This is a genomic window from Streptomyces sp. NPDC047315, assembly GCF_040643215.1.
In the GTDB taxonomy this organism is placed as follows: domain Bacteria; phylum Actinomycetota; class Actinomycetes; order Streptomycetales; family Streptomycetaceae; genus Streptomyces.
In genome coordinates, this window is record NZ_JBEYTZ010000068.1 from 1 (window position 1) to 18,304 (window position 18,304).

The 18,304-nt window shown below is 72.5% G+C and carries 15 protein-coding genes and 2 pseudogenes; 3 read left to right on the forward strand and 14 right to left on the reverse strand.

Features of this window, described 5'->3' with window-relative positions:
• The 3 genes and pseudogenes from ABZ842_RS37870 to ABZ842_RS37880 all read right to left on the reverse strand — a co-directional run.
• Positions 1-921: pseudogene (locus ABZ842_RS37870) on the reverse strand (hypothetical protein); the annotation flags it as partial.
• Between the two features lie 111 nt (positions 922-1,032).
• A pseudogene (locus ABZ842_RS37875) lies at positions 1,033-1,542 on the reverse strand (ATP-binding protein); the annotation flags it as partial.
• Positions 1,543-1,897: 355 nt separating this feature from the next.
• Positions 1,898-2,950 carry an MBL fold metallo-hydrolase gene (locus tag ABZ842_RS37880; RefSeq protein WP_361548096.1) on the reverse strand — a complete coding sequence of 351 codons (1,053 nt, stop codon included), beginning with the start codon at positions 2,948-2,950 and terminating at the stop codon, positions 1,898-1,900.
• Between the two features lie 231 nt (positions 2,951-3,181).
• On the opposite strand from ABZ842_RS37880, the gene ABZ842_RS37885 reads away from it, so the two are divergent.
• Positions 3,182-4,000, forward strand: coding sequence for an SAM-dependent methyltransferase (locus tag ABZ842_RS37885; protein WP_361548099.1), 819 nt, complete (start codon positions 3,182-3,184; stop codon positions 3,998-4,000).
• Positions 4,001-4,086: 86 nt separating this feature from the next.
• Here the strand turns inward: ABZ842_RS37885 and ABZ842_RS37890 are convergent, their stop codons facing one another.
• The 10 genes from ABZ842_RS37890 to ABZ842_RS37935 form a co-directional block, all read right to left on the reverse strand.
• Positions 4,087-4,977 (reverse strand): polyphosphate polymerase domain-containing protein, encoded by an 891-nt coding sequence (locus tag ABZ842_RS37890; RefSeq protein ID WP_361548102.1) that lies wholly within the window; start codon positions 4,975-4,977, stop codon positions 4,087-4,089.
• Positions 4,974-5,636, reverse strand: a complete 663-nt coding sequence (locus ABZ842_RS37895) for a DUF4956 domain-containing protein (protein ID WP_361548105.1) — start codon at positions 5,634-5,636, stop codon at positions 4,974-4,976. Before ABZ842_RS37895 ends, ABZ842_RS37890 begins: the two co-directional genes overlap by 4 nt.
• Before the next feature lie 318 nt (positions 5,637-5,954).
• On the reverse strand, positions 5,955-6,671 hold the full coding sequence (locus ABZ842_RS37900) for a GntR family transcriptional regulator (protein WP_361548108.1): 717 nt from the start codon (positions 6,669-6,671) through the stop codon (positions 5,955-5,957).
• A 211-nt stretch (positions 6,672-6,882) separates the two neighbouring features.
• Complete coding sequence (locus ABZ842_RS37905) at positions 6,883-7,884, reverse strand: proline racemase family protein (RefSeq protein WP_361548111.1); 1,002 nt, start codon at positions 7,882-7,884, stop codon at positions 6,883-6,885.
• A 72-nt stretch (positions 7,885-7,956) separates the two neighbouring features.
• Positions 7,957-8,865, reverse strand: a complete 909-nt coding sequence (locus tag ABZ842_RS37910) for a dihydrodipicolinate synthase family protein (protein ID WP_361548114.1) — start codon at positions 8,863-8,865, stop codon at positions 7,957-7,959.
• Positions 8,866-8,876: 11 nt separating this feature from the next.
• Complete coding sequence (locus tag ABZ842_RS37915; RefSeq protein ID WP_361548116.1) at positions 8,877-10,382, reverse strand: NAD(P)/FAD-dependent oxidoreductase; 1,506 nt, start codon at positions 10,380-10,382, stop codon at positions 8,877-8,879.
• Positions 10,372-10,677, reverse strand: a complete 306-nt coding sequence (locus tag ABZ842_RS37920) for a (2Fe-2S)-binding protein (RefSeq protein ID WP_361548137.1) — start codon at positions 10,675-10,677, stop codon at positions 10,372-10,374. Before ABZ842_RS37920 ends, ABZ842_RS37915 begins: the two co-directional genes overlap by 11 nt.
• A 56-nt stretch (positions 10,678-10,733) precedes the next feature.
• Positions 10,734-11,948 (reverse strand): FAD-dependent oxidoreductase, encoded by a 1,215-nt coding sequence (locus ABZ842_RS37925; RefSeq protein ID WP_361548119.1) that lies wholly within the window; start codon positions 11,946-11,948, stop codon positions 10,734-10,736.
• Between the two features lie 158 nt (positions 11,949-12,106).
• A complete protein-coding gene (locus tag ABZ842_RS37930; protein WP_361548122.1) occupies positions 12,107-14,431 on the reverse strand; it encodes a M9 family metallopeptidase in 2,325 nt (774 codons plus the stop codon).
• A gap of 254 nt (positions 14,432-14,685) precedes the next feature.
• Positions 14,686-15,282 (reverse strand): DinB family protein, encoded by a 597-nt coding sequence (locus ABZ842_RS37935; protein ID WP_361548125.1) that lies wholly within the window; start codon positions 15,280-15,282, stop codon positions 14,686-14,688.
• 209 nt (positions 15,283-15,491) lie between these two features.
• On the opposite strand from ABZ842_RS37935, the gene ABZ842_RS37940 reads away from it, so the two are divergent.
• Positions 15,492-16,829, forward strand: coding sequence for a PLP-dependent aminotransferase family protein (locus ABZ842_RS37940; RefSeq protein WP_361548128.1), 1,338 nt, complete (start codon positions 15,492-15,494; stop codon positions 16,827-16,829).
• 71 nt (positions 16,830-16,900) lie between these two features.
• Here the strand turns inward: ABZ842_RS37940 and ABZ842_RS37945 are convergent, their stop codons facing one another.
• Entirely contained in the window at positions 16,901-17,377 is a 477-nt protein-coding gene (locus ABZ842_RS37945) for a hypothetical protein (protein WP_361548131.1), read from the reverse strand.
• Between the two features lie 273 nt (positions 17,378-17,650).
• Here ABZ842_RS37945 and ABZ842_RS37950 point away from each other — a divergent pair, with 273 nt between their 5' ends.
• Positions 17,651-18,241: a lytic polysaccharide monooxygenase auxiliary activity family 9 protein gene (locus ABZ842_RS37950; RefSeq protein ID WP_361548134.1), complete on the forward strand. Its 591-nt coding sequence runs from the start codon at positions 17,651-17,653 to the stop codon at positions 18,239-18,241.
• Positions 18,242-18,304 lie beyond the last annotated feature (63 nt).

An 18,304-nucleotide genomic window follows, 5' to 3' on the forward strand; every position in this document is an offset into this window, starting at 1 on the left:
CCGCCCCGGGCGGGGCGGACGTACCCCCCGCGCCGGGGGGGCCGGGGGGGGGGCCGGGGGCGCCCCCCCGCCACTCGGCTCGCGCAGGGCCGCGAGGGCCTCGCTGACGCCGTCGATGCGACGACACCCCGAGAACAGGTCGGCGGTGGCCAGGCTCTGGGCGGGGGTCAGTTGCCCGGCGCGCAGCATCCCCAGCAGCTCGTCACCGGCCAGTTGGGCGGCCGAGGGGTCGTTGCGCTGCCGCACCACGGCGGTGCGGATGCGGATGTCGGCCCGCTGACGGGGCTCGACGCAGAAGGCGTGGGCCAGCTCCAGGTAGTCGATCGCCAGCTGGTCGCGGTCCGCCACCAGGGCTTCCTCGGCTGCGTCCCGCAGCACCCCGACGCCCCACGGGTCGTCGACGCGGGCGGCCGAGACCAGGTGGGGCGCGATCTCGGATGCCTCCGCACCCTCCAGGTAGCGCAGCCGGGCGGCCACGCGGTGCAACTCCCGGCGCCGCTCGGGCGACATGCTCTCCAGCACCACGGCCCGTACCGCGGGGTGGCGAAAGCCCCGGTCCGTGACGACTCCGGTGGCCCGCAGCACCCTGAGCCCCTGCATGGTGGAGAAGCGGGCCAGTCCGCACAGCCGGCTCAGCATCGCGGAGTCGAACGCTTCGCCGAGGACGGCGAGCCCTTCGGCCACGGCCACGGCCAGCAGTCCGCTGCGGTCCAGGCACGTGGTGACGGCGTGGGTGAGCGCGCTGCCCGGCAGTCCACCGACGCAGGGGTCCAATGCGTCGCCCTCTCGGTCCGGCGCCGCCGCGCAGTCCTCCAACGCCGCCCGCAGCAGCAGTGGATTTCCCCCGGAAATGTCGTAGAAGCGCTCGATCGTCGCCGCGTCGAGTACGAGCCGCGTCGCTTCGGATAGTGCACTTGCCACCTGAAGGGAATTCAGCCGCTTTACGGGAACGCGCCGATACTTGGGGTTCCGCAGGAGCTCCATCCGATAGGCGGGAATACGACGGGACGCCTGGACGGTCTCCGTGAAGACCATCATCAATCGCAAGGCGCGCGAACGGCCCGCCATATAGAGCAGATACTGTAGGGAGGGAATGTCTATGTGCTGGAGGTCGTCGACCGCGATCAGAAGCGAACGTTCTTGGGTACTACGGTGCAGTAGGGCGCAGAACCGCTGCATTCGCAGAGTGCGGGTTGAGAGGGTGCGAGGGCTGCGGCCGGGTGCGGCGCATTCCTGCTCGCCGATGGCCTCCAGCAGCTCCCCTCTCACACCCGCGGGTAAGGAAAGGCTGGTGACCAGCTGTTTCATCACCCCCAAGGGAAGGGCGGACTCAGCAGGTGACGCGGTCGCCCGTAGTACCAGGGCGCCTGAGCCGGACAAATGAGCGGCGAGCGATTCCAGCAGTTCGCTCTTCCCACAACCGGCCGCGCCTTCGATCACAACGGCACGTGCCTCACCTGATGCAAAGACGTCTAGCACGGAGCAGAGTCTGCCGAGGTCCGCTTCGCTATCGTAGGGCAACAACAGGTCGCTAAACTCCATGTTTCCCCCGATTGGCAGCTCGAAACCACACGATCGAACATCCCGAGCAGTGTCTGTGTCAATGTCAAAAGACGTCCCCTGTTAACCACCGCTGGATCTGTCACTCAAAAGGGGGGTTTGCCCCAACAAGTCACCGATTCAACCTTATAGGAGGGGCAGTCTCGCCCCTCTGGTGCGATGAGTCCAAAGATGTGGACAGTGCCATTGGTCTCAACCTCACCCAAATACCCCGTGCAAGGGCCATGCATCCCTTCGGCCGGCACGTCGACTTTCCGAAATAAGTCGGCCGGAAAAGGCGGATGGACGCACCTGCACCGAAGGGTCACCCCATCGCAGGTCTCCGAACCCTCGGATCTCAGCCCGGAGCGCCGCTGTCGTGCCAGCGCACCGGGACCCCGGGTGCACGGTGCACCTCGCCCCGGCCCTCCAGGGTCACGAGGTGGGCCAAGGTCTCGCTCAGCGCAAAACGACGATTCACCTGTGAGAAGGATTCCCACGGCCGCGACCACGACAGCAGGGCCGCCAACTCCCAGGCCGTGGCGCCCCCGGTGCGCTGCACCAGGGCGAGCAGTTCGGCCAGGCGCTCCACGTGGTGGCGCACCATCACCGCCGTGCGGTGCGCCAGGCCCCGGAAGCGGTACTCGTGCGCCGGCAGCACCTCGTCGACGTCGAGGCGGTCCAGCCGCCCGAGGGAGCGCAGGTACTCCGCCAACGGGTCGCCCCCGTCCGGGCGGAACACCGCGATCTGCGGGGTGATCCTGGGCAGGACGTGATCGCCGGAGAACAGCAGCCGGGCGGTCGGTTCGTAGAAGCAGGTGTGCCCGGGCGTGTGGCCCGGGGTCCACACCGCACGCAGTTCCCGGTCGCCCGCGCGCACCACGTCACCGTCCGCCAGCACGCGGTCGGCGAGTGCCGGAGTGAGGAAACGCGCCATTTCCATGGCCTCGACGGTGCTGCGCGCCTCGTCCGCAGCGACGCCGTGTTCCCGCAGGTGGCCGCCCATCACCCGGATCCACTCGTCGACGCTGGAGGGCAGGTTCTTCACCTCGGCCGCATCCAGTTCGTGCAGTGCGATCCACGCACCGGACGCCTCGCGCACCCGTCCGGCCAGTCCGAGGTGGTCGCCGTGGAAGTGGGTGACCAGCACACCGCGGACGTCGCCGATGTCGGCGCCGAGTTCGGCGACGCCCCGGGTCAGGGCCGCCCAGGACTCGTCGTCGTCCCAGCCGGCGTCCACGAGCACGAGTCCGTCATCCGTCTCCAGCACGTACACCAGGACGTAGCGCAGCGGATTGTCGGGAATGGGCACCGGCACGGACCACAGGCCGCCGGCGACCCGCTCGACCGGGGGCAGCACCCGGTCGTGCCACGCCTGCCACTGGACCCGGCCGGTGATCTCGATGCCCACGGCGCTTCCCCTCCGAGCGACGACTGAACGCACGTTCACTTTTTCTTGTATCGCGCACACGTGTCAAGCGCGCCAGGTGTCCTCCCGGGGGACCTCGCGCCGTGCCGGCTCGACGGGAACCGGGTGACCCCGGTCACCAAGTGGGTCGCGACGGCACTAGGTTGAGCAGCAGTACGAACGGAGCAGCGAACGTACGCAGCGTCGAAGAGCAACAGCCGGGAGGTTCACTTCATGACAGCCGAGAAGCCGGGCGCAGGGCCGGGAGAGACGCGCTACCCCGAGTTCGACACCGGGGCGCCGCACTCTGCCCGGGTGTGGAACTACTGGCTGGGCGGCAAGGACAACTACCCCGTCGACCAGCACCTCGGCGAGGAGTTCCGGCAGTCGTTCCCCGGCATCGTCGACCTCGCCCGCGACTCCCGCGCCTTCCTCGCCCGTACGGTCACCCATCTGGCGACCGACCGGGGGATCCGGCAGTTCCTCGACATCGGCACCGGGCTGCCCACGGCCGACAACACCCACCAGATCGCCCAGCGGGCCGCCCCCTCGTCCCGGATCGTGTACGTGGACAACGACCCTCTGGTCCTCGCCCACGCGCGTGCGCTGCTGATCAGCACGCCCGAGGGCGTCACGGACTACGTGGACGCGGACCTGCACGACCCCGAGGCGGTCATCGCGAAGGCCGCGGGGACCCTGGACCTGTCCCGGCCGGTGGCGCTGACGCTGATGCAGGTGATCGGGCACGTGGCCACGTACGAGGGGGCCCGCTCCGTGGTGGACCGGCTGCTGGGTGCGCTGCCGTCCGGGAGCTACCTCGTCTTCAACGACAGCGTGAACACCCACGAGGGCAACTCCGAGGCCACCCGCCTGTACAACGCCAGCGGGGCCGCGCCGTATCACCTGCGCAGCCCGGCGGAGGTCGAAGGGTTCTTCGAGGGGATGGAGTTGCTGGAGCCGGGCGTGGTGCCGCTCGCCCGGTGGCGTCCGCAGCCCGGGGCGGCCACGGACGGCGAGGTCATCGCGCTGGGCGGGGTGGCCCGCAAGCCGTAACGACGACGGCGCGCCCGCGAGCGGGTGGGGCGATGCGCCGCCGGGACGGGCCCACGCCCCGGCGGCGCCTTCGTCGGCTCCATTGCTCAGCCGACGTCAGGGGTCCCGCCGGCCGCGAAGGCCAGGCGGGCGGCCCGGCGCCAGCGGTTCGCCGGCTGCCAGGGGTGGAGTGCGGCGATCGCCGCGCAGTACTTGGTGAACACCGCGGGGCGCACCCCGTGGGCGTGCAGGAAGCGGTCGGCCTCGGTGAGGTGGCCGGTGGTCTTCGTCTCCACCAGGACCAGCCCCGGATCGCAGGCCACGGACTCGTCGGCCCGTACGTCGTGGCAGCGCAGCCCGGTGTCGCAGGTGATCCGCTCGCCGTCGGAGACGAGCGTGGCGCGTCGGTAGTCGGTGACGATCGACGGCGACAGGGTCGCGGGCGGCTCCAGTCCGTAGGCGGCGCGGAGGTGACCGGCGAGGAAGTCCCGGTACGGCGCGTCCAGCGGGGTGTCGGCGCCGGTGAGCGGACGGCGGTGCTTGACGGTCTCCCCCCGGCCGCTCTTCAGCTTGATCTCGAACTGGCGCAGCCCGGAGTCCTGGTACACCCGCTCGCGGATCTTGAACCGCAGCCGGCGCCCCTGACGGTGTTCGTGGAAGCAGCGCCAGTCGGGGGTGTCGTAGTAGACGGAGTGGTAGCCGAACCAGCGTCGGCCGTCGATGGTCAGCACACGGAACGGCCCGTCCGGGCGGGCCCGGTCGGTCAGATGGGCGACGAGTCGGGTGAAGACCCCCGCAGGGACGAGGTACGCCTGGTCGAAGCGGGCCATCAGTTCGGCGCGCTCCTGGACTTCCTCCAAGGAGATGGGCGCCGCAGCGAGGACGGACTCGGCCACGGCGTCGAGTTCGGGCAGGACGAGTTGGCCGGTGCGGGGGGCTGGTGGGACGCGCGGTGCGCGGGGGGTGCGCCCCGGCCGGGGCGCGACGGCGAGGGTCACACCGCCTCCAGGGAGGGCTCTTCGGTGCGCCCGGGCCCGGCGGTCCTGGCGGGCTCGTCGGAGTGGCCGTCCGCGGTGCGCCGGGCTGCCTTTCCGGGCGGCTTCGACGTCCGGTAGCGCACGTCGACCACCGTCAGGTCGCGGACGTAGTCGACTTCCATGACGGTCCAGTTGAGTGGCTCACCCAAGCGAAGGTCCAGATCGGCCCGGAGGTCGTCGGCGCTTTCGTACACAGCGTCCAACGTGACCACGGTCCGGCGGGACCTGGCGAACAGTTTCGGGTGGTCCGCCGCATACACGACGAGGAGGAGCAGGAGCGTGAGGACACCGGCCTCGCGGAGTTCGAGTTGGGGCAGACCGCAGATGAGTCCGATGACCAGGGTGGTGAAGTAATAGGCGACCTCTTCGTGTTGGATGGAATCGGAGCGAAGCCGGATTATCGACAGTACGCCGAAAAGGCCGAAGCCCAGCGCCGTCCCTCCGTTGCCGCCGACCTGGGCGAGCGCTGCCACCACGGTGAACAGCGCCGCGTTCAGGGCGAGATAGGCGGGGAGAAGGTCGCGGCGGCGGTGTCTGGGGTAGTAGACGGCGAACGTCAGCAGACCGACGGCTATCAGATCTAATCCCAGATGAGCGGCGAGTTGCCTCAACGACTCCATGGGCGCACCTCCTGCATGGATACATGACTTCGAGTTCAGATTTCCAGGAATCCTAGACGAACACCACGCAAAGAAGAGGGAAAGGGAATTTCTGTTTAAGTCAAAGAGGCAATGAGATTTCTTTCACATGCTGATGAGAAGGCTTTCATAATCGGCGTGGAATTTCAGCACGGAAGGCCAGCGAAGCCCCGTTGCGGCAACGCAGGTGCGGGTACGGGAAGGCGGGTTGCGCGAAGAGAGTGCCCGGGAAGAAGGGTCCGGGAAGTGGAGTCCGGGAAGTGGGGTGCCCGAAGGGAGCGACGGAAGGGGTCCGTCGGGTCAGCTGGCGCCGTCCAGGTGCAGCGCGGCGGCGTCCGGGGCGCCGGAGGGGTCCTGATCGGCCGCCCACAGGGAGCGCACATGGGCCAGATGCCGGCGCATGACGTCCTGGGCGGCATCGGCGTCGCCGGTCAGCATGACGTCGAGCAGTTCCACGTGCTCCTGGGCCGAGTCCACCAGGGAGCCCGCGTGATCGAGGTCGGTGAGGCCGAACAGCCGGGAGCGCTTGCGCAGGTCGTCGACGACGGTCACCAGGTGGCGGTTGCCGGCGAGGGCGAGCAGCTCCAGGTGGAAGCGGCGGTCCGCTTCCAGATAGCGGATCAGGTCGTGCTCGCGGGCCGCGGTGACGATGTCCTCGGCGACCGGCCGCAGCGCCTCCAACTGCTCGGCGCTGGCGGTGCGGGTGATGCGCCCGACAATGGGGATCTCCATCAACGCCCGGATCTCGGTGTACTCGTCGAGATCGGCCTCGGTCATCTCGGTGACCCGGAAGCCCTTGTTCCGTACAGCTTCGACCATGCCCTCGCGCGCGAGGTCGAGCATCGCTTCGCGCACGGGGGTGGGCGAGACGCCGAAGTCGGCGGCGAGGGCGGGCGCCGAGTAGATGACGCCGGGGCGCAGCTCCCCCGCGATCAAGGCCGCGCGCAGGGCGTTGGCGACCTGGTCGCGCAGGTTCTCCTGGACGGACACGAGATTGCGCCGCGTGGGCTCGGGCATGACGGAGACTCCCTTCGCGGCCGGGCGTACGACTCGCTGTGCAATGTCACGTATTGGCGATCATACACACCGGGCGGCCACCGGATCCGGGCGTCGTCGGCCGCCGCCCGGATGCGTCGATCTGCTGTGACGCCCCGTCATCATGAGCTACGCACCGCCTTGTTGCACCGCTGCGCGGCGGATCGACGCCGGACCGCAGCGCATCGGCGCCTCACAGCAGGAATCCGTCCGGGAACGGGTCGGTGGGGTCGAGGAAGAACTGAGCGTTGCCGGTGATCCAGGCCCGTCCGGTGACCGTCGGCACGACGGCGGGGCGGCCACCGACTTCGGCGGTGTCCACCAGCCGTCCGGTGAAGGACGTGCCGAGGAAGGACTCGTTCACGAAGTCGCGCTCCAAGGGGAGTTCACCGCGGGCGTGCAGCTGTGCCATCCGTGCGGACGTGCCCGTGCCGCACGGCGAGCGGTCGAACCACCCGGGGTGGATGGCCATCGCGTGCCGCGAGCGGACCGCGTCCGAGCCGGGCGCGAGGAATTGCACGTGGTGGCAGCCGGCGATGTCGGCGTCCTCGGGGTGCACCGGCCGGTCCGCCTCGTTGACGGCCGCCATCAGGGCGAGCCCGGCGCGCAGGATGTCGTCCTTGCGGGACCTCTCGAAGGGCAGCCCCAGGGCGTCCAGCGGCACGATGGCGTAGAAGTTGCCGCCGTACGCCAGGTCATAGGTCACCTGGCCGTGGCCGGGCACTTCGACCTTCCGGTCCAGGGCGACGCTGTACGCGGGGACGTTGCGCAGGGTGACGCCGACGGCGGCGCCGCCCTCCACGGCCACGTCGACGACGACGAGCCCGGCCGGGGTGTCCAGCCGGACCCGGGTGACCGGTTCGGTGACGGTGACCATGCCCGTCTCGACGAGGACGGTGGCCACCCCGATGGTGCCGTGACCGCACATCGGCAGCAGTCCGGACACCTCGATGAAGAGCACTCCCCAGTCGGCGTCCGGGCGGGTCGGCGGCTGGAGGACCGCCCCGCTCATCGCGGCGTGGCCCCTCGGCTCGTACATCAGAAAGGTGCGCAGGTGGTCGAGGTGGCGTTGGAAGTGGGTGCGGCGCTCGGCCATGGTGGCGCCGGGGACGGTGCCGATGCCTCCGGTCACCACCCGGGTGGGCATGCCCTCGGTGTGGGAGTCGACGACGTGGATGGTGCGGCGGCTGCGCATGGTGGGCTCCTGCTCCCTTCGGCGGTGCTCCTGACTCTCTTGGCGCACGGGGTGCGACGCACCCGGGGTGCGTCAGCGCAGCCCTTCGGCGGCCAGCTTCTCGGTGACGTCGCGCACGGTGGCCGCGTCGGCGGGCGCGAGCGGGCCGCGCGGCGGACGGCACGGACCCCCGTGGTGTCCGACCGCGTCCATCGACACCTTGATGGCCTGGACGAACTCGGGCTTGGAGTCCCAGCGCAGCAGGGGGTGCAGGGCCCGGTACAGCGGCAGCGCCCGCGGCAGGTCCTGGGCCACCGCCGCGGCGTACAGCGCGACCGACGCTTCGGGGAAGGTGTTGGGGAAGCCGGCGATCCAGCCCCTGGCGCCGGCAAGCGCCAGTTCCAGGGCCACGTCGTCCGCGCCGATGAGCAGGTCGAGTCCGGGTGCGCGCTCGACTATCTCGTAGGCGCGCCGCACGTCACCGGTGAACTCCTTGACGGCGACGATGCTCCCGTCCGCGTACAAGTCGGCGAGGAGCGCCGGGCTGAGGTCGACGCGGGTGTCGTACGGGTTGTTGTACGCGACCACGGGTAGTCCCGCCCGCGCCACCTCCGCGTAGTGCGCGCGCACTTCGTCCGCGTCGGCGCGGTACGCGTTCGGCGGCAGCAACAGCACGGAGCCGGCGCCCGCTTCGGCGGCCCGCTCGCTCCAGCGCCGGGCTTCGGCGCTGCCGTACGCGGAGACGCCGGCCATCACGCGGGAGCCGTCGCCGGCCGCCGCGACGGCGGTGTGCACGATGAGGTCGCGCTCTTCGTCGGTGAGGGTCTGGTACTCCCCCAGCGAGCCGTTCACCACGACGCCGTCGCAGCCCGCGGCGACGAGGCGGGCGACGTGCGCGGCGTACGCGTCCTGCGCCACGGCGAGGTCGGGTCGAAGGGGTACGGGCGTGGCGACCATGACGCCCCGCCAGGGGTGGGCCGGGCCGTGCTGGTGCTCGGTCATCGGGTGCTCCTTCACGACGAGGTGGTGGGTGTGGTGGGGTCGGGCGGGCACGGCTGCGGCGGTCCCTCCGCCGCGGCGAGGTCTTCGAGGGAGACCGGGAAGGCGAGCGGGCGGCGCATGGTGGGGAGCGGGGCCGCGCCGTCACCGCCGGCGGCCAGGCACGCCACCGCGGGTCCGCACATCCGGCCCTGGCACCACCCCATGCCGGCGCGCGTCAGCAGCTTCACGGTCCGCGGGTCGTCGGCACCGTGCTCGCGCACGGCGGTGCGGACGGCCCCCGCGGTGACCTCCTCGCAGCGGCACACGTCGGTGGCGTCGGAGAGCCAGTGGGTCCATCCGGAGCCGGGCCGGTGCACCCGTGCCATCGCGTCCGCGAAGCGGCGCAGGGCGCGCCGGCGACGCAGCAGCGCCACGGGGGCGCCGGCCGTGTCCGGTCGTCCGCCGAGGTCCAGCGCGGCGGCGAGTGCGGCGAGTTCGCCCTCGTGGCGCGCGAGGTCGGCGCCGCCGGTGCCGGTCGGTTCGCCGGCCGCCCACACCCGGGGGACGCTGGTGCGCTGTGCTGCGTCCACGACGAGGGCGGCGGTGCCGTCGGGGGCGGTGCGCGTCGCGCAGCCGAGTTGACCGGCGAGGTCGAGTTGGGGCACCAGTCCGTGGCCGACGGCCAGGGCGTCGCAGGGGACGGTGCGTTCGCTGCCGGGGACGGGCCGCCAGGCGTCGTCGAGTCGGGCGAGGGTCACGGCCTCCACTCGGGCGTCGCCGTGCGCGGCGGTCACGGCGGTGCGGGTGTGCAGCGTGACGCCGTGGCGCAGCAGGGTCGCGCCCAGCCGCAGCGCTTCGCGAGCCTTGGTCCGCCCCGCGGCCAGGGCGCGGGGCTCGCGGGCGTACCGCAGCACGTCACCGGCTTCGACGAGTGCGGGGACGCGGGCGCCGGCTTCGAGGACCGTGGCGGCGACGGCGAGCAGCAGCGGGCCGCTGCCGGCGACGACGACGTGTCGACCGGGCAGCACGCGGTCGGCCTTCAGCATGGCTTGGGCACCGCCTGCGCCGATCACTCCGGGCAGCGTCCAGCCGGGGAAGGGCAGTTGGCGTTCGTACGCGCCGGTGGCGAGCAGCAGTCCACGGGCCCGGACCGTGGGGTTCCCGGCGCCGCGGTGGCCGTCGGTGGCGGTGGTCCGCAGCGCCCAGAGGGGGTCCGTACGCTGCACGGACCACACCTGGCGGTCGGGGAGGTAAGCGATGCGGCCCGACCTTCGGTGGGCGTCGAGTCGCCGGCGCTGCGCGCCGAAGACGGACCGGTCGCGGGTGGCGGGGGTGGTGTCCAGCGCGGGGTGCGGGTGCCGGTGGTACTGGCCGCCGGGCCGCGGCGCGGCGTCGACCAGCGCCACCGTCAGGCCCCGGTCGGCGGCGGTCAGTGCGGCGGTCAGGCCGGCAGGACCGGCGCCGACGACTGCGAGGTCCCAGCCGTCCTCGTGGAGCGTCCGCCGTGTCGCGGCGGCGCGCGGGGCGTCAGCGGCCACGGCCGGTCCCCTCCTGGGAGGCGATGCGGTCCCCGGCGCGCGCGGGCACCAGACAGGCCCGTTGGTTGGGGCGGTCGTTGATCGTGATCAGACAGTCGAAGCACACCCCGATGCCGCAGAACGCCCCGCGCGGCCGGCCGCCTTCGCGGGTCGTGCGCCAGGCGAGGACGCCCGCGGCCCACAGCGCGGCGGCGACGGACTGCCCCGGCAGCGCAGGGAGGGGCGCCCCGTCGTACTCGACGGTGAAGGCGGCCGGGGGTCCGGGGCGAGCCGGTTCGTCGTGGCGGCGCGGCAGCGGCACGGGCACTCCTTTCGAGCGGAACTCCGGGGAGACGGGCGGGGCGCGGTGCGTCAGGCGCAGTCCCGTTGCGGGAGTGCGGCGGTCGACGGCGGCGGGTCGAAGCGTTCGGGGCGAAAGGGCTCGAGGTCGGCGCCGGGCGGGGAGTGCGTGAGGGCGCGGGCGACGAGCAGTCCGGTGGCCGGCGCCAGTCCGATGCCGGCGCCCTCGTGCCCGCACGCGTGGTGCAGCCCCGGGACCCTGGGGTCGGGCCCGATGGCCGGGAGGTGGTCGGGGAGGTAGGGCCTGAACCCGCAGTAGGTACGGATCGCGGACGCGCCGGCGAGTACGGGGAAGAGGTCGAAGGCGCCGCGGGCGAGCCGGCGCAGCACCTCGGCGGAGACGGTGCGGTCGAAGCCGACGCGCTCGCGGCTGGCGCCGATGAGCACGGGCCCGGCGGGGGTGCCTTCGACCACGGGCGAGGTCTGGAGCGCCGCGGAGCCGCTGGCCACGTCGGCGACGTACCCGGCCGCGTACACCTTGTGCCGGACCAGGCGCGGCAGGGGTTCGGTGACCAGGACGAAGCCGCGGCGCGGCAGTACGGGCAGCGCGGCGCCCGCGAGTCGCGCCACTTCGCCGCCCCAGACCCCGGCCGCGTTCACCACGGCGGGCGTGCGCAGCTCCGTGCGCGTGGTGCGCACGCCCCGTATCGCGCCGCCGGGCGTGGTGAGTACGTCGACGACCTCTTCGCCGAGGCGGACCTCCGCTCCCGCCCTGCGGGCGGCCCGCAGCAGCCGGGCCGCGGCGAGCGCCGGTTGCACCTGGGCGTCCTCGGGGTAGTGGAACGCCCCGGCGAGGTCCGGGGCGAGGTGCGGTTCGAGGTCGTGGAGCCGGTCGGCGGCGACTTCCCGGGCGTCGACCCCGGCTGCACGCTGGAGGGCGGCGAGTTCGCGCAGCACGGTCAGTTCGGCGGCGTGGCCGGCGACGACGAGGCCGCCCTTCGCCTCGTACTCGAAGCCGCCCGCCCCGTCAGCGAGTTCGGCGGCGAGCTCTTGCCACAGGCGCAACGACAGCCGGGCCAGGTCCAGTTCCGGGCCCGGCTCCTTGTCGGAGACGAGGAGGTTCCCCTCCCCCGCGCCGGTGGTGCCGCCCGCGGGGGCGCCGCGGTCGACGACGGTGACGCGCAGGCCGGCCCGCGTCGCGTAGTACGCGCAGGCCGCGCCGATGACGCCGGCGCCGACGACGACCACGTCCGGGTCCGGTTCCACAGAACGCCCCTGGGCTGTCATGCGCAGTAATATGTCACATGGCTCAGAGTGTGCCAAGGGTCTTGCCGTCACCTGCCGCCGACACTCGCCACCGCCGCTCGCCGCCGTCCGTCGATGCGTCAAAAGGGCGGACCCCGGAGGGAGTTGCCGCCGGGGTTCGCCTCACGACGGAGGTCGTTCTAGAAGCGCGCGGCCACCGTCACTCCCGAGAAGGCGGTGGTGCCGGCCAGGCTGAAGTAGTGCCAACCGGCTGCGGGCGCCTTGACGGTCAGCGTCTTGGCCGTCCCCGCGCCGGTGGCCCCGGCGGTGTGGTCCGCCCTCGTCGCCCACGTCCGGTCGTTGTGGAAGAGGTCCGCGTCACCGCTGCCCCCGGAGGTGGTCACGGTGAGTTCGGGGACCCCGGCCGGTATCCGTAGGTACAGGTATGCCAGGTCACCGGCCCGGCCCGACACCCCACTGCGCACGCAGCCGCGGTCGAGTCGGCGCGCGTCGGCCGCGCTGCACTCGGGCAGGGCGACGTCGCAGTTCCCGGCGGCGCAGGCGGACAGCCAGGCGTACCAGTCGCTGTCGTAGCGCGTGCCGACGGTGTTCGTGAGGTGGGTGCGGGCCGCGTTCCAGGCGCCGGTCCGGTAGTGCCCGAGCACGGTCGCCACGTCGTCGGGGCGGGATTGCAGCAGGTACCGCACCGCGAGGTAGCCCCAGCGGTACACCCGGGTGGTGTCGTGGGCGTACGTCGTGGAGAAGAGCGTGCTCAGGGCGTGGGTGCGCCGGCCGGCCTCGGCGATGGCGGCGTCGTAGGTCACCTTCCGGTAGGCGTAGGAGACGTACTCGGCGAAGCCCTCGACCCACCAGACGGTGGGAGTGGACATGTTCTCCTCGAAGCCGCCGTGCATGTTGAAGCGCCCGTCGAGGTAGTGCGTGTACTCGTGGTTCAGGTTCCAGATCTCGAAGGAGGGGCGGAGCCATTCGGCCTCGTACGCGATGAACCGGGCCTGGTTGCCGACGGCGCCCGGGTCGCCTTCCAGGTACATGCCGCCGTTGTCGGTGCTGATGCCGTACATCGCTCCGGCGTAGGTCCGGTAGTCCGCGCCGGAGTCGAACACCACCACCTCCAGCCGGGTGTTGCGGTCGCCGGCGACGGGCCCGGAGTCCTTGGCGACGGAGTGGAAGAAGGCGTCCTGGCCCGACAGGCTCGCGCAGGTGTCGGCGAGTTGGGCCGCGGTCATCTGCTGGGCGCGGATGCGCAGGGCGGCGCCGCAGGAGTGGTCGACGGGCAGCACGGCCTCCGCGAGCCGGCGTTGGAGGTCGCAGACGCCGTACGCGGCGCAGTTCGCCCGGTCGTACGCGTCGGCCATTTCGGCGAGGCCGACCCACAGGGGCGCGGTGCGGCCGGTGATCGCGGTGCGGCCCAGCAGGTCGGTCACCAGCGGTCGCACCGTGGCCCGCAGCCCTGCGTGCTGGAGGAAGCGGCCGAGTTCCCGCCCGGCGTTGGTGACCAGGTAGGAGCGTTCGGTGCCGAGGAGGGCGAGGTGCCCGGCGGCGAAGCGGTGCAGGGTCGCGGTCACGCTCGGGTCCGACTGCACCCGGCTGACGAACTCGGGCACTTGGTGGCCGCGGAAGAGCACCGTGAAGACGTTGTTGACGGCGGAGAGCATGTACCAGGAAGCGTCGTACGCCGGGGAGTAGTCGTCGAGCAGCCGGTGGACGACGGGCAGGTAGCGGGCGTTCTCCTCGGCGCTGTCGACGAGGGTGACCGCTTCCGCCAGGGTCTCGCCGTTGGCGTCGGTCACGTCGCGGGAGCGGGGGCTGGCGAAGAAGGCGTCCAGACCGGCGCGGATGGCCGCCGTGAGCGTCGGCCCGTAGTCGCCGACGGCCTGCGGGTGGTACCAGTGCACGTAGTAGCCGGCGCGCAGGTAGAGGACGAGTTGCGGCATGCCGGTGCTGCCGTTGCCGGGGTACGCGGCCGAGCCGTCCCGCAGGGCCTGCGCGACCGTCACCATCTGGTCCTCGCGGAAGGCCCCGCGTGCGGTGTCGCCGGTCAGTTGGAAGAGCGTGCCGATGCACTCCGTGGTGGATTGCGTGATCTGGCGGACCAGGGCGGCTCCGGTCCGGCCGGTGAAGTCCTCGGGGGCACAGGGGGCGTTGGCCTTGGCGGCGTCCCGCATCGAGGGCCGGGGCCGGGGTGCGGGCGGGACCGGGTCGTCGTAGTCGCGCCGCAGGGCGTCCTTCGTGGACGGCAGCGGCGGCCGGTCCTCGGGCGCACGGGCCCGGCCGCCCACGTGGTCGGGGTCGGCGCCGCCGTCGCGGACGGCCAGCGGGAGGGGCGGGGCGCCTTCGTCGCCGTGCCCGTCGCCGGCCGAGTGGTCGGCGGCCTCGGCAGCCGCGGGTTGGGCCTGCGGGGTGCGGGCGTGGGCCGCCGCGGGGAGCGCGCCGACGCCCAGACACAGGGCGAGGGCCACCACCAGGGCGGCGAGGAAGGGGTGCCGTTCGGTCTGCGGTCTCACTGCGCAGCCTCCAGGTTGGGGGGCGGACCCGGTTCCGGTCCGTACGAGGGTGGGTGGCGTGCGCGGGATCGCGGTCGACATCCCCGGGTGGGGCGCCGTCCTCAACGGCCGGCCCAGCCGTTTTGACATGCGCACGCAGAACCATGTGATGTGTACCATGGCACACATCACATGACGGAGGAAGGCATCGAGCACGCGGAGAACGCCAACTGGCGTTGGCGCAGGGCTGGTTCAGGAGTCGGGCGAAGCCCGGTTCAGACGCTGGCGCGCAGCACTTCGCCGAGGTCGTGGGCGATGTCGTGCAAGAAGTGCCGGGTGAAGAAGTCCACCGTCAGACAGTCGTCGGGAAAGCGCGGATCGCGGCGCTCCCAGTCCGCGTCAGCGAGGCCCTCGAAACGGCGCGCCAGCGCTTCGGCGGCACGCCCCAACTCCTCGCGGACCTGCCGCGGGTCCTCGTCCCGATAGAGCCCGGGGACGTCGAGCCCCTGCGCTCCGGCCGGGGTCGGCACCACGGCATTCGGGGGCGCACTCGATCCGCCCGGAGCGCCGAGGGTGGCGTCGAGCCGCTGGTGGAACAGCACGCACATGTCCCGTACGTGACAGCCGTGTTCGAGCGGCGACCAGGCGAGCACGCCGACGCGGCGCTCGGTGGTGCCGGGGTCCGTCAACACCCGCTGCCAGCGGGCGGCGTACTCCCGCAGCACTTCCCCTGCCGCGCCGCGCTCGAAGGGGCGCGCGCCGAAGTCGCAACGGCTGCACCGCGGCGGCGGGAAGGTGGCGAGAGGGCCTCGGGAAGGCGGGGAGGACGGGGAGTGCACCGGGGTCGACTGCGTCCGCGGTGTCGCGTTCATCGAACCACGGGTTCCTTCCTCATGGCTGCGCGCCTGCGTCACGCACCGACGCGGTCCACGGCTCCGCCCCCGAAAGCCGTGCCGCCCGCTCCGGATGCCGGGCAGTGCCGAGTGTAGGCGCCATCATTGTTCCGAGGCAATACCGATCATTGCCCTCGGTGCAATTGCGTGATTGGATGCGCCGAGACGGGATTTGAGGGGACGGGGCCGTGACGGACTATCAGAGCGTTGCCAACGAGGTGGCCGACACGATCATGGCGGGCGGGCTGCGCCCGGGCGACCGGCTGCCCCCGCAGCGCGAGTTCGCCCGTCGGCACGGCATCGCCGCCTCCACGGCCGGCCGGGTGTACCAGGAACTGGCCCGCCGCGGGCTCACCGTCGGCGAGGTGGGGCGCGGCACCTTCGTCCGGGCGCCGGCCGATGCGACCGCCGCCGCGCTCACGGAGTCGACAGGCGCCCGGATCGATCTGGAGCTGAACCACCCCGTGGTCCCCGAGCAGGCCCGACTGCTCTCCCCCGGGCTGGGGCGGATGCTGCGCCCCGACGCCCTCGGGGCGGTGCTGCGCCACTCCGGCGCCGCCGGCACGCCCGCGGCCCGTGAGAGCGCGGCGGATCTGCTGCGCCGCGGCGGTTGGCAACCCGACCCGGCGCGAGTGCTGTTCGCCGGCAACGGCCGGCAGGTGATCACGGCGGCGATCTCCGCGCTGGTACCGCCGGGCGGCCGACTGGGCGTCGAGGAGGTGACGTACCCCGGCGTGAAGGCCATGGCCGCCCGCCTCGGTGTCGTACTCGTCCCGCTCGCGGTGGACGGTGCGGGGCTGGTGCCCGAGGCGGTCGAGGAGGCCCACCGCAGCGCTCCGCTGCAGGCCCTCTACGTACAGCCCACCCTGCACAACCCGCTGTCGGTGACGATGCCGCCGCAGCGACGCAGGCAGTTGGCGGACGTCCTGCTGGGGCTGGGCGTCACGGCCGTCGAGGACGCCATCTGGGCGTTCCTGCACGACGACGTGGAGCCGCTCGCCGCGCTCGCCCCGGAGCGGACCGTGCTCGTCGACAGCCTCTCCAAGCGGATCTCCCCCGGGCTCACGCTCGGCTTCGCAGTGGCGCCCCGGGCGGTGCTCGCCCCGCTGGCCACCGCGCTGCGGGCGGGGGGCAACCTCCCCATGGCGTTCGCGCTGGAGGCGGCGTCCCGGTGGCACGCGGACGGCACCGTCGCCGCCCTCGTACGGGCCAAGCAGCGCGCGGCGGCGGAGCGGCAGGTGATCGCCCGGCGCCGGCTGGCCGGCTTCACGGTGCGCACCGACCCGCGTTCGTACCACTGTTGGTGGGAGCTGCCTGACGGCTGGCAGTCGGACGCCTTCGTCGCGGCGGCGGCGCGGCACGGCATCGGGGTGCTGCCGTCCTCCGCGTTCACCGTCGGCAGGCACCGCAGCGTGGACGCGGTCCGGCTGGGCTACTGCTCGCCGACGCCGGACGTGCTCTCCCAGGCGCTCGCCACGCTCGCCGACCTCGCCCGGTCGACGCCGGACGACTTCCTCGCGGACTGAGCCGGACGGGCCGGAGGATGCAGGGCCGGAGAGGGGCGTACGACGCGGGCCGCCGCCGTACGCCCCCGGGCTCAGATGCCCGCGGAGGCCATCTCGATGATGGAGCGGTAGTACGCCGCCGTGGAGACCACGCACGCCTTGTACTGGCGGTCCCCCCTCACCGCCAGGAAGTAGTCCCGGATGTTCTTCCAGTACGAGACCAGGTAGCCGATGCCGGGGCGGAAGCCCGGGGGCTTGGGCACCAGTGCGTACGCCGCGGAGCACTGGATGATGCGGTCGGTCGCCTGGGAGAGCACGTCGGCGACGTCCGCGTTCATGTTCCAGCCGGCCGCCAGTTCCGGGGTCCAGATCGAGGCGGCGATCTCCCGGAGCTTCTCCTGCTCCTCCGGCGTCGGGTCGGCCTGGAGGCGGAGCGCGGAGGCCGCAGCGGACGCGGGGGCGGGGGCGGACTGCGCCGCCTGCGCCGGGCCCGCCAGGCCCACGGCGAGGACGGCGGCGGAGACGGCGAGTGCGACTGCCGGGACGACCTTGGGTCTGTGCGTTCTCATGACTGTCCCTTTCCTCGGGTGCCCACCGTGTCGGCGGGGCTGCGTACCGTGACGTGCGTCCGTGACGCTGACACGTGGTCATCGGAGCGTCAACGGCGCCTGGTCGGCCGCCGCACCCGGTGTCCGCGCAGCGAACAGGGAAGATGGACAGCCCCAACTCGGAGGGCTACGCTCCGACTTGGTCTAGACCGCATCACTGCGCAGGGCGCGGCACCCCCCCACGGCTGCCCGCGCCGCACCCCCACATCCCCCCACTTCCTCATGGAGCGAAGCATGCGCAGAAAGTTCGTGTCGTCGCTGGTCGGCGTCGGCATCGCGGGCGCCGCCCTGTTCGCCACCTCCGGCAGCGCCCAGGGCCACGGGTACGTCGACTCCCCCGTCAGCCGCCAGCAGCTGTGCGGCAACGGCGCCGTGGCCGACTGCGGTCAGGTCGAGTGGGAGCCCTGGAGCGTCGAGGGCCCGAAGGGCTTCCCGCAGGGCGGCCCCGCCGACGGCGCCATCTGCTCCGGCGGCAACGGCCGGTTCTCGGAGCTGGACGACCCCCGCGGCGGCGCCTGGCCCACCACGGCCCTGCAGGGCGGCCAGTCCCACGACTTCGTCTGGCGGATCACGGCCCGCCACGCCACGACCGACTTCCGCTACTACGTCACCAAGGACGGCTACGACCCCACGAAGCCGCTGACCCGCGCGGACCTGGAGACGCAGCCCTTCCTCACCGTCCCGTTCGGCGGGAAGCGGCCGGGGGCCACCGTCAGCCACTCCGGCGTGCTGCCGCAGAAGTCCGGTCGGCACATGATCGTCGGCGTCTGGAACGTCGACGACACCGACTTCGCCTTCTACACCTGCTCGGACGTCACCCTCTGACGGTGGCGTCAGGGCCGTGGGGGGGGGGGGGGGGCGCGGGCGGGGGCCCCGGCCCCCCCCCCC

Coding starts and splice junctions, on each gene's coding strand:
- ABZ842_RS37885 (WP_361548099.1), top strand. CDS start 3,182: ATGACAGCCGAGAAGCCGGGCGCAGGGCCGGGAGAGACGCGCTACCCC.
- ABZ842_RS37895 (WP_361548105.1), bottom strand. CDS start 5,636: ATGGAGTCGTTGAGGCAACTCGCCGCTCATCTGGGATTAGATCTGATA.
- ABZ842_RS37900 (WP_361548108.1), bottom strand. CDS start 6,671: ATGCCCGAGCCCACGCGGCGCAATCTCGTGTCCGTCCAGGAGAACCTG.
- ABZ842_RS37905 (WP_361548111.1), bottom strand. CDS start 7,884: ATGCGCAGCCGCCGCACCATCCACGTCGTCGACTCCCACACCGAGGGC.
- ABZ842_RS37910 (WP_361548114.1), bottom strand. CDS start 8,865: ATGACCGAGCACCAGCACGGCCCGGCCCACCCCTGGCGGGGCGTCATG.
- ABZ842_RS37925 (WP_361548119.1), bottom strand. CDS start 11,948: ATGACAGCCCAGGGGCGTTCTGTGGAACCGGACCCGGACGTGGTCGTC.
- ABZ842_RS37935 (WP_361548125.1), bottom strand. CDS start 15,282: ATGAACGCGACACCGCGGACGCAGTCGACCCCGGTGCACTCCCCGTCC.
- ABZ842_RS37945 (WP_361548131.1), bottom strand. CDS start 17,377: ATGAGAACGCACAGACCCAAGGTCGTCCCGGCAGTCGCACTCGCCGTC.
- ABZ842_RS37950 (WP_361548134.1), top strand. CDS start 17,651: ATGCGCAGAAAGTTCGTGTCGTCGCTGGTCGGCGTCGGCATCGCGGGC.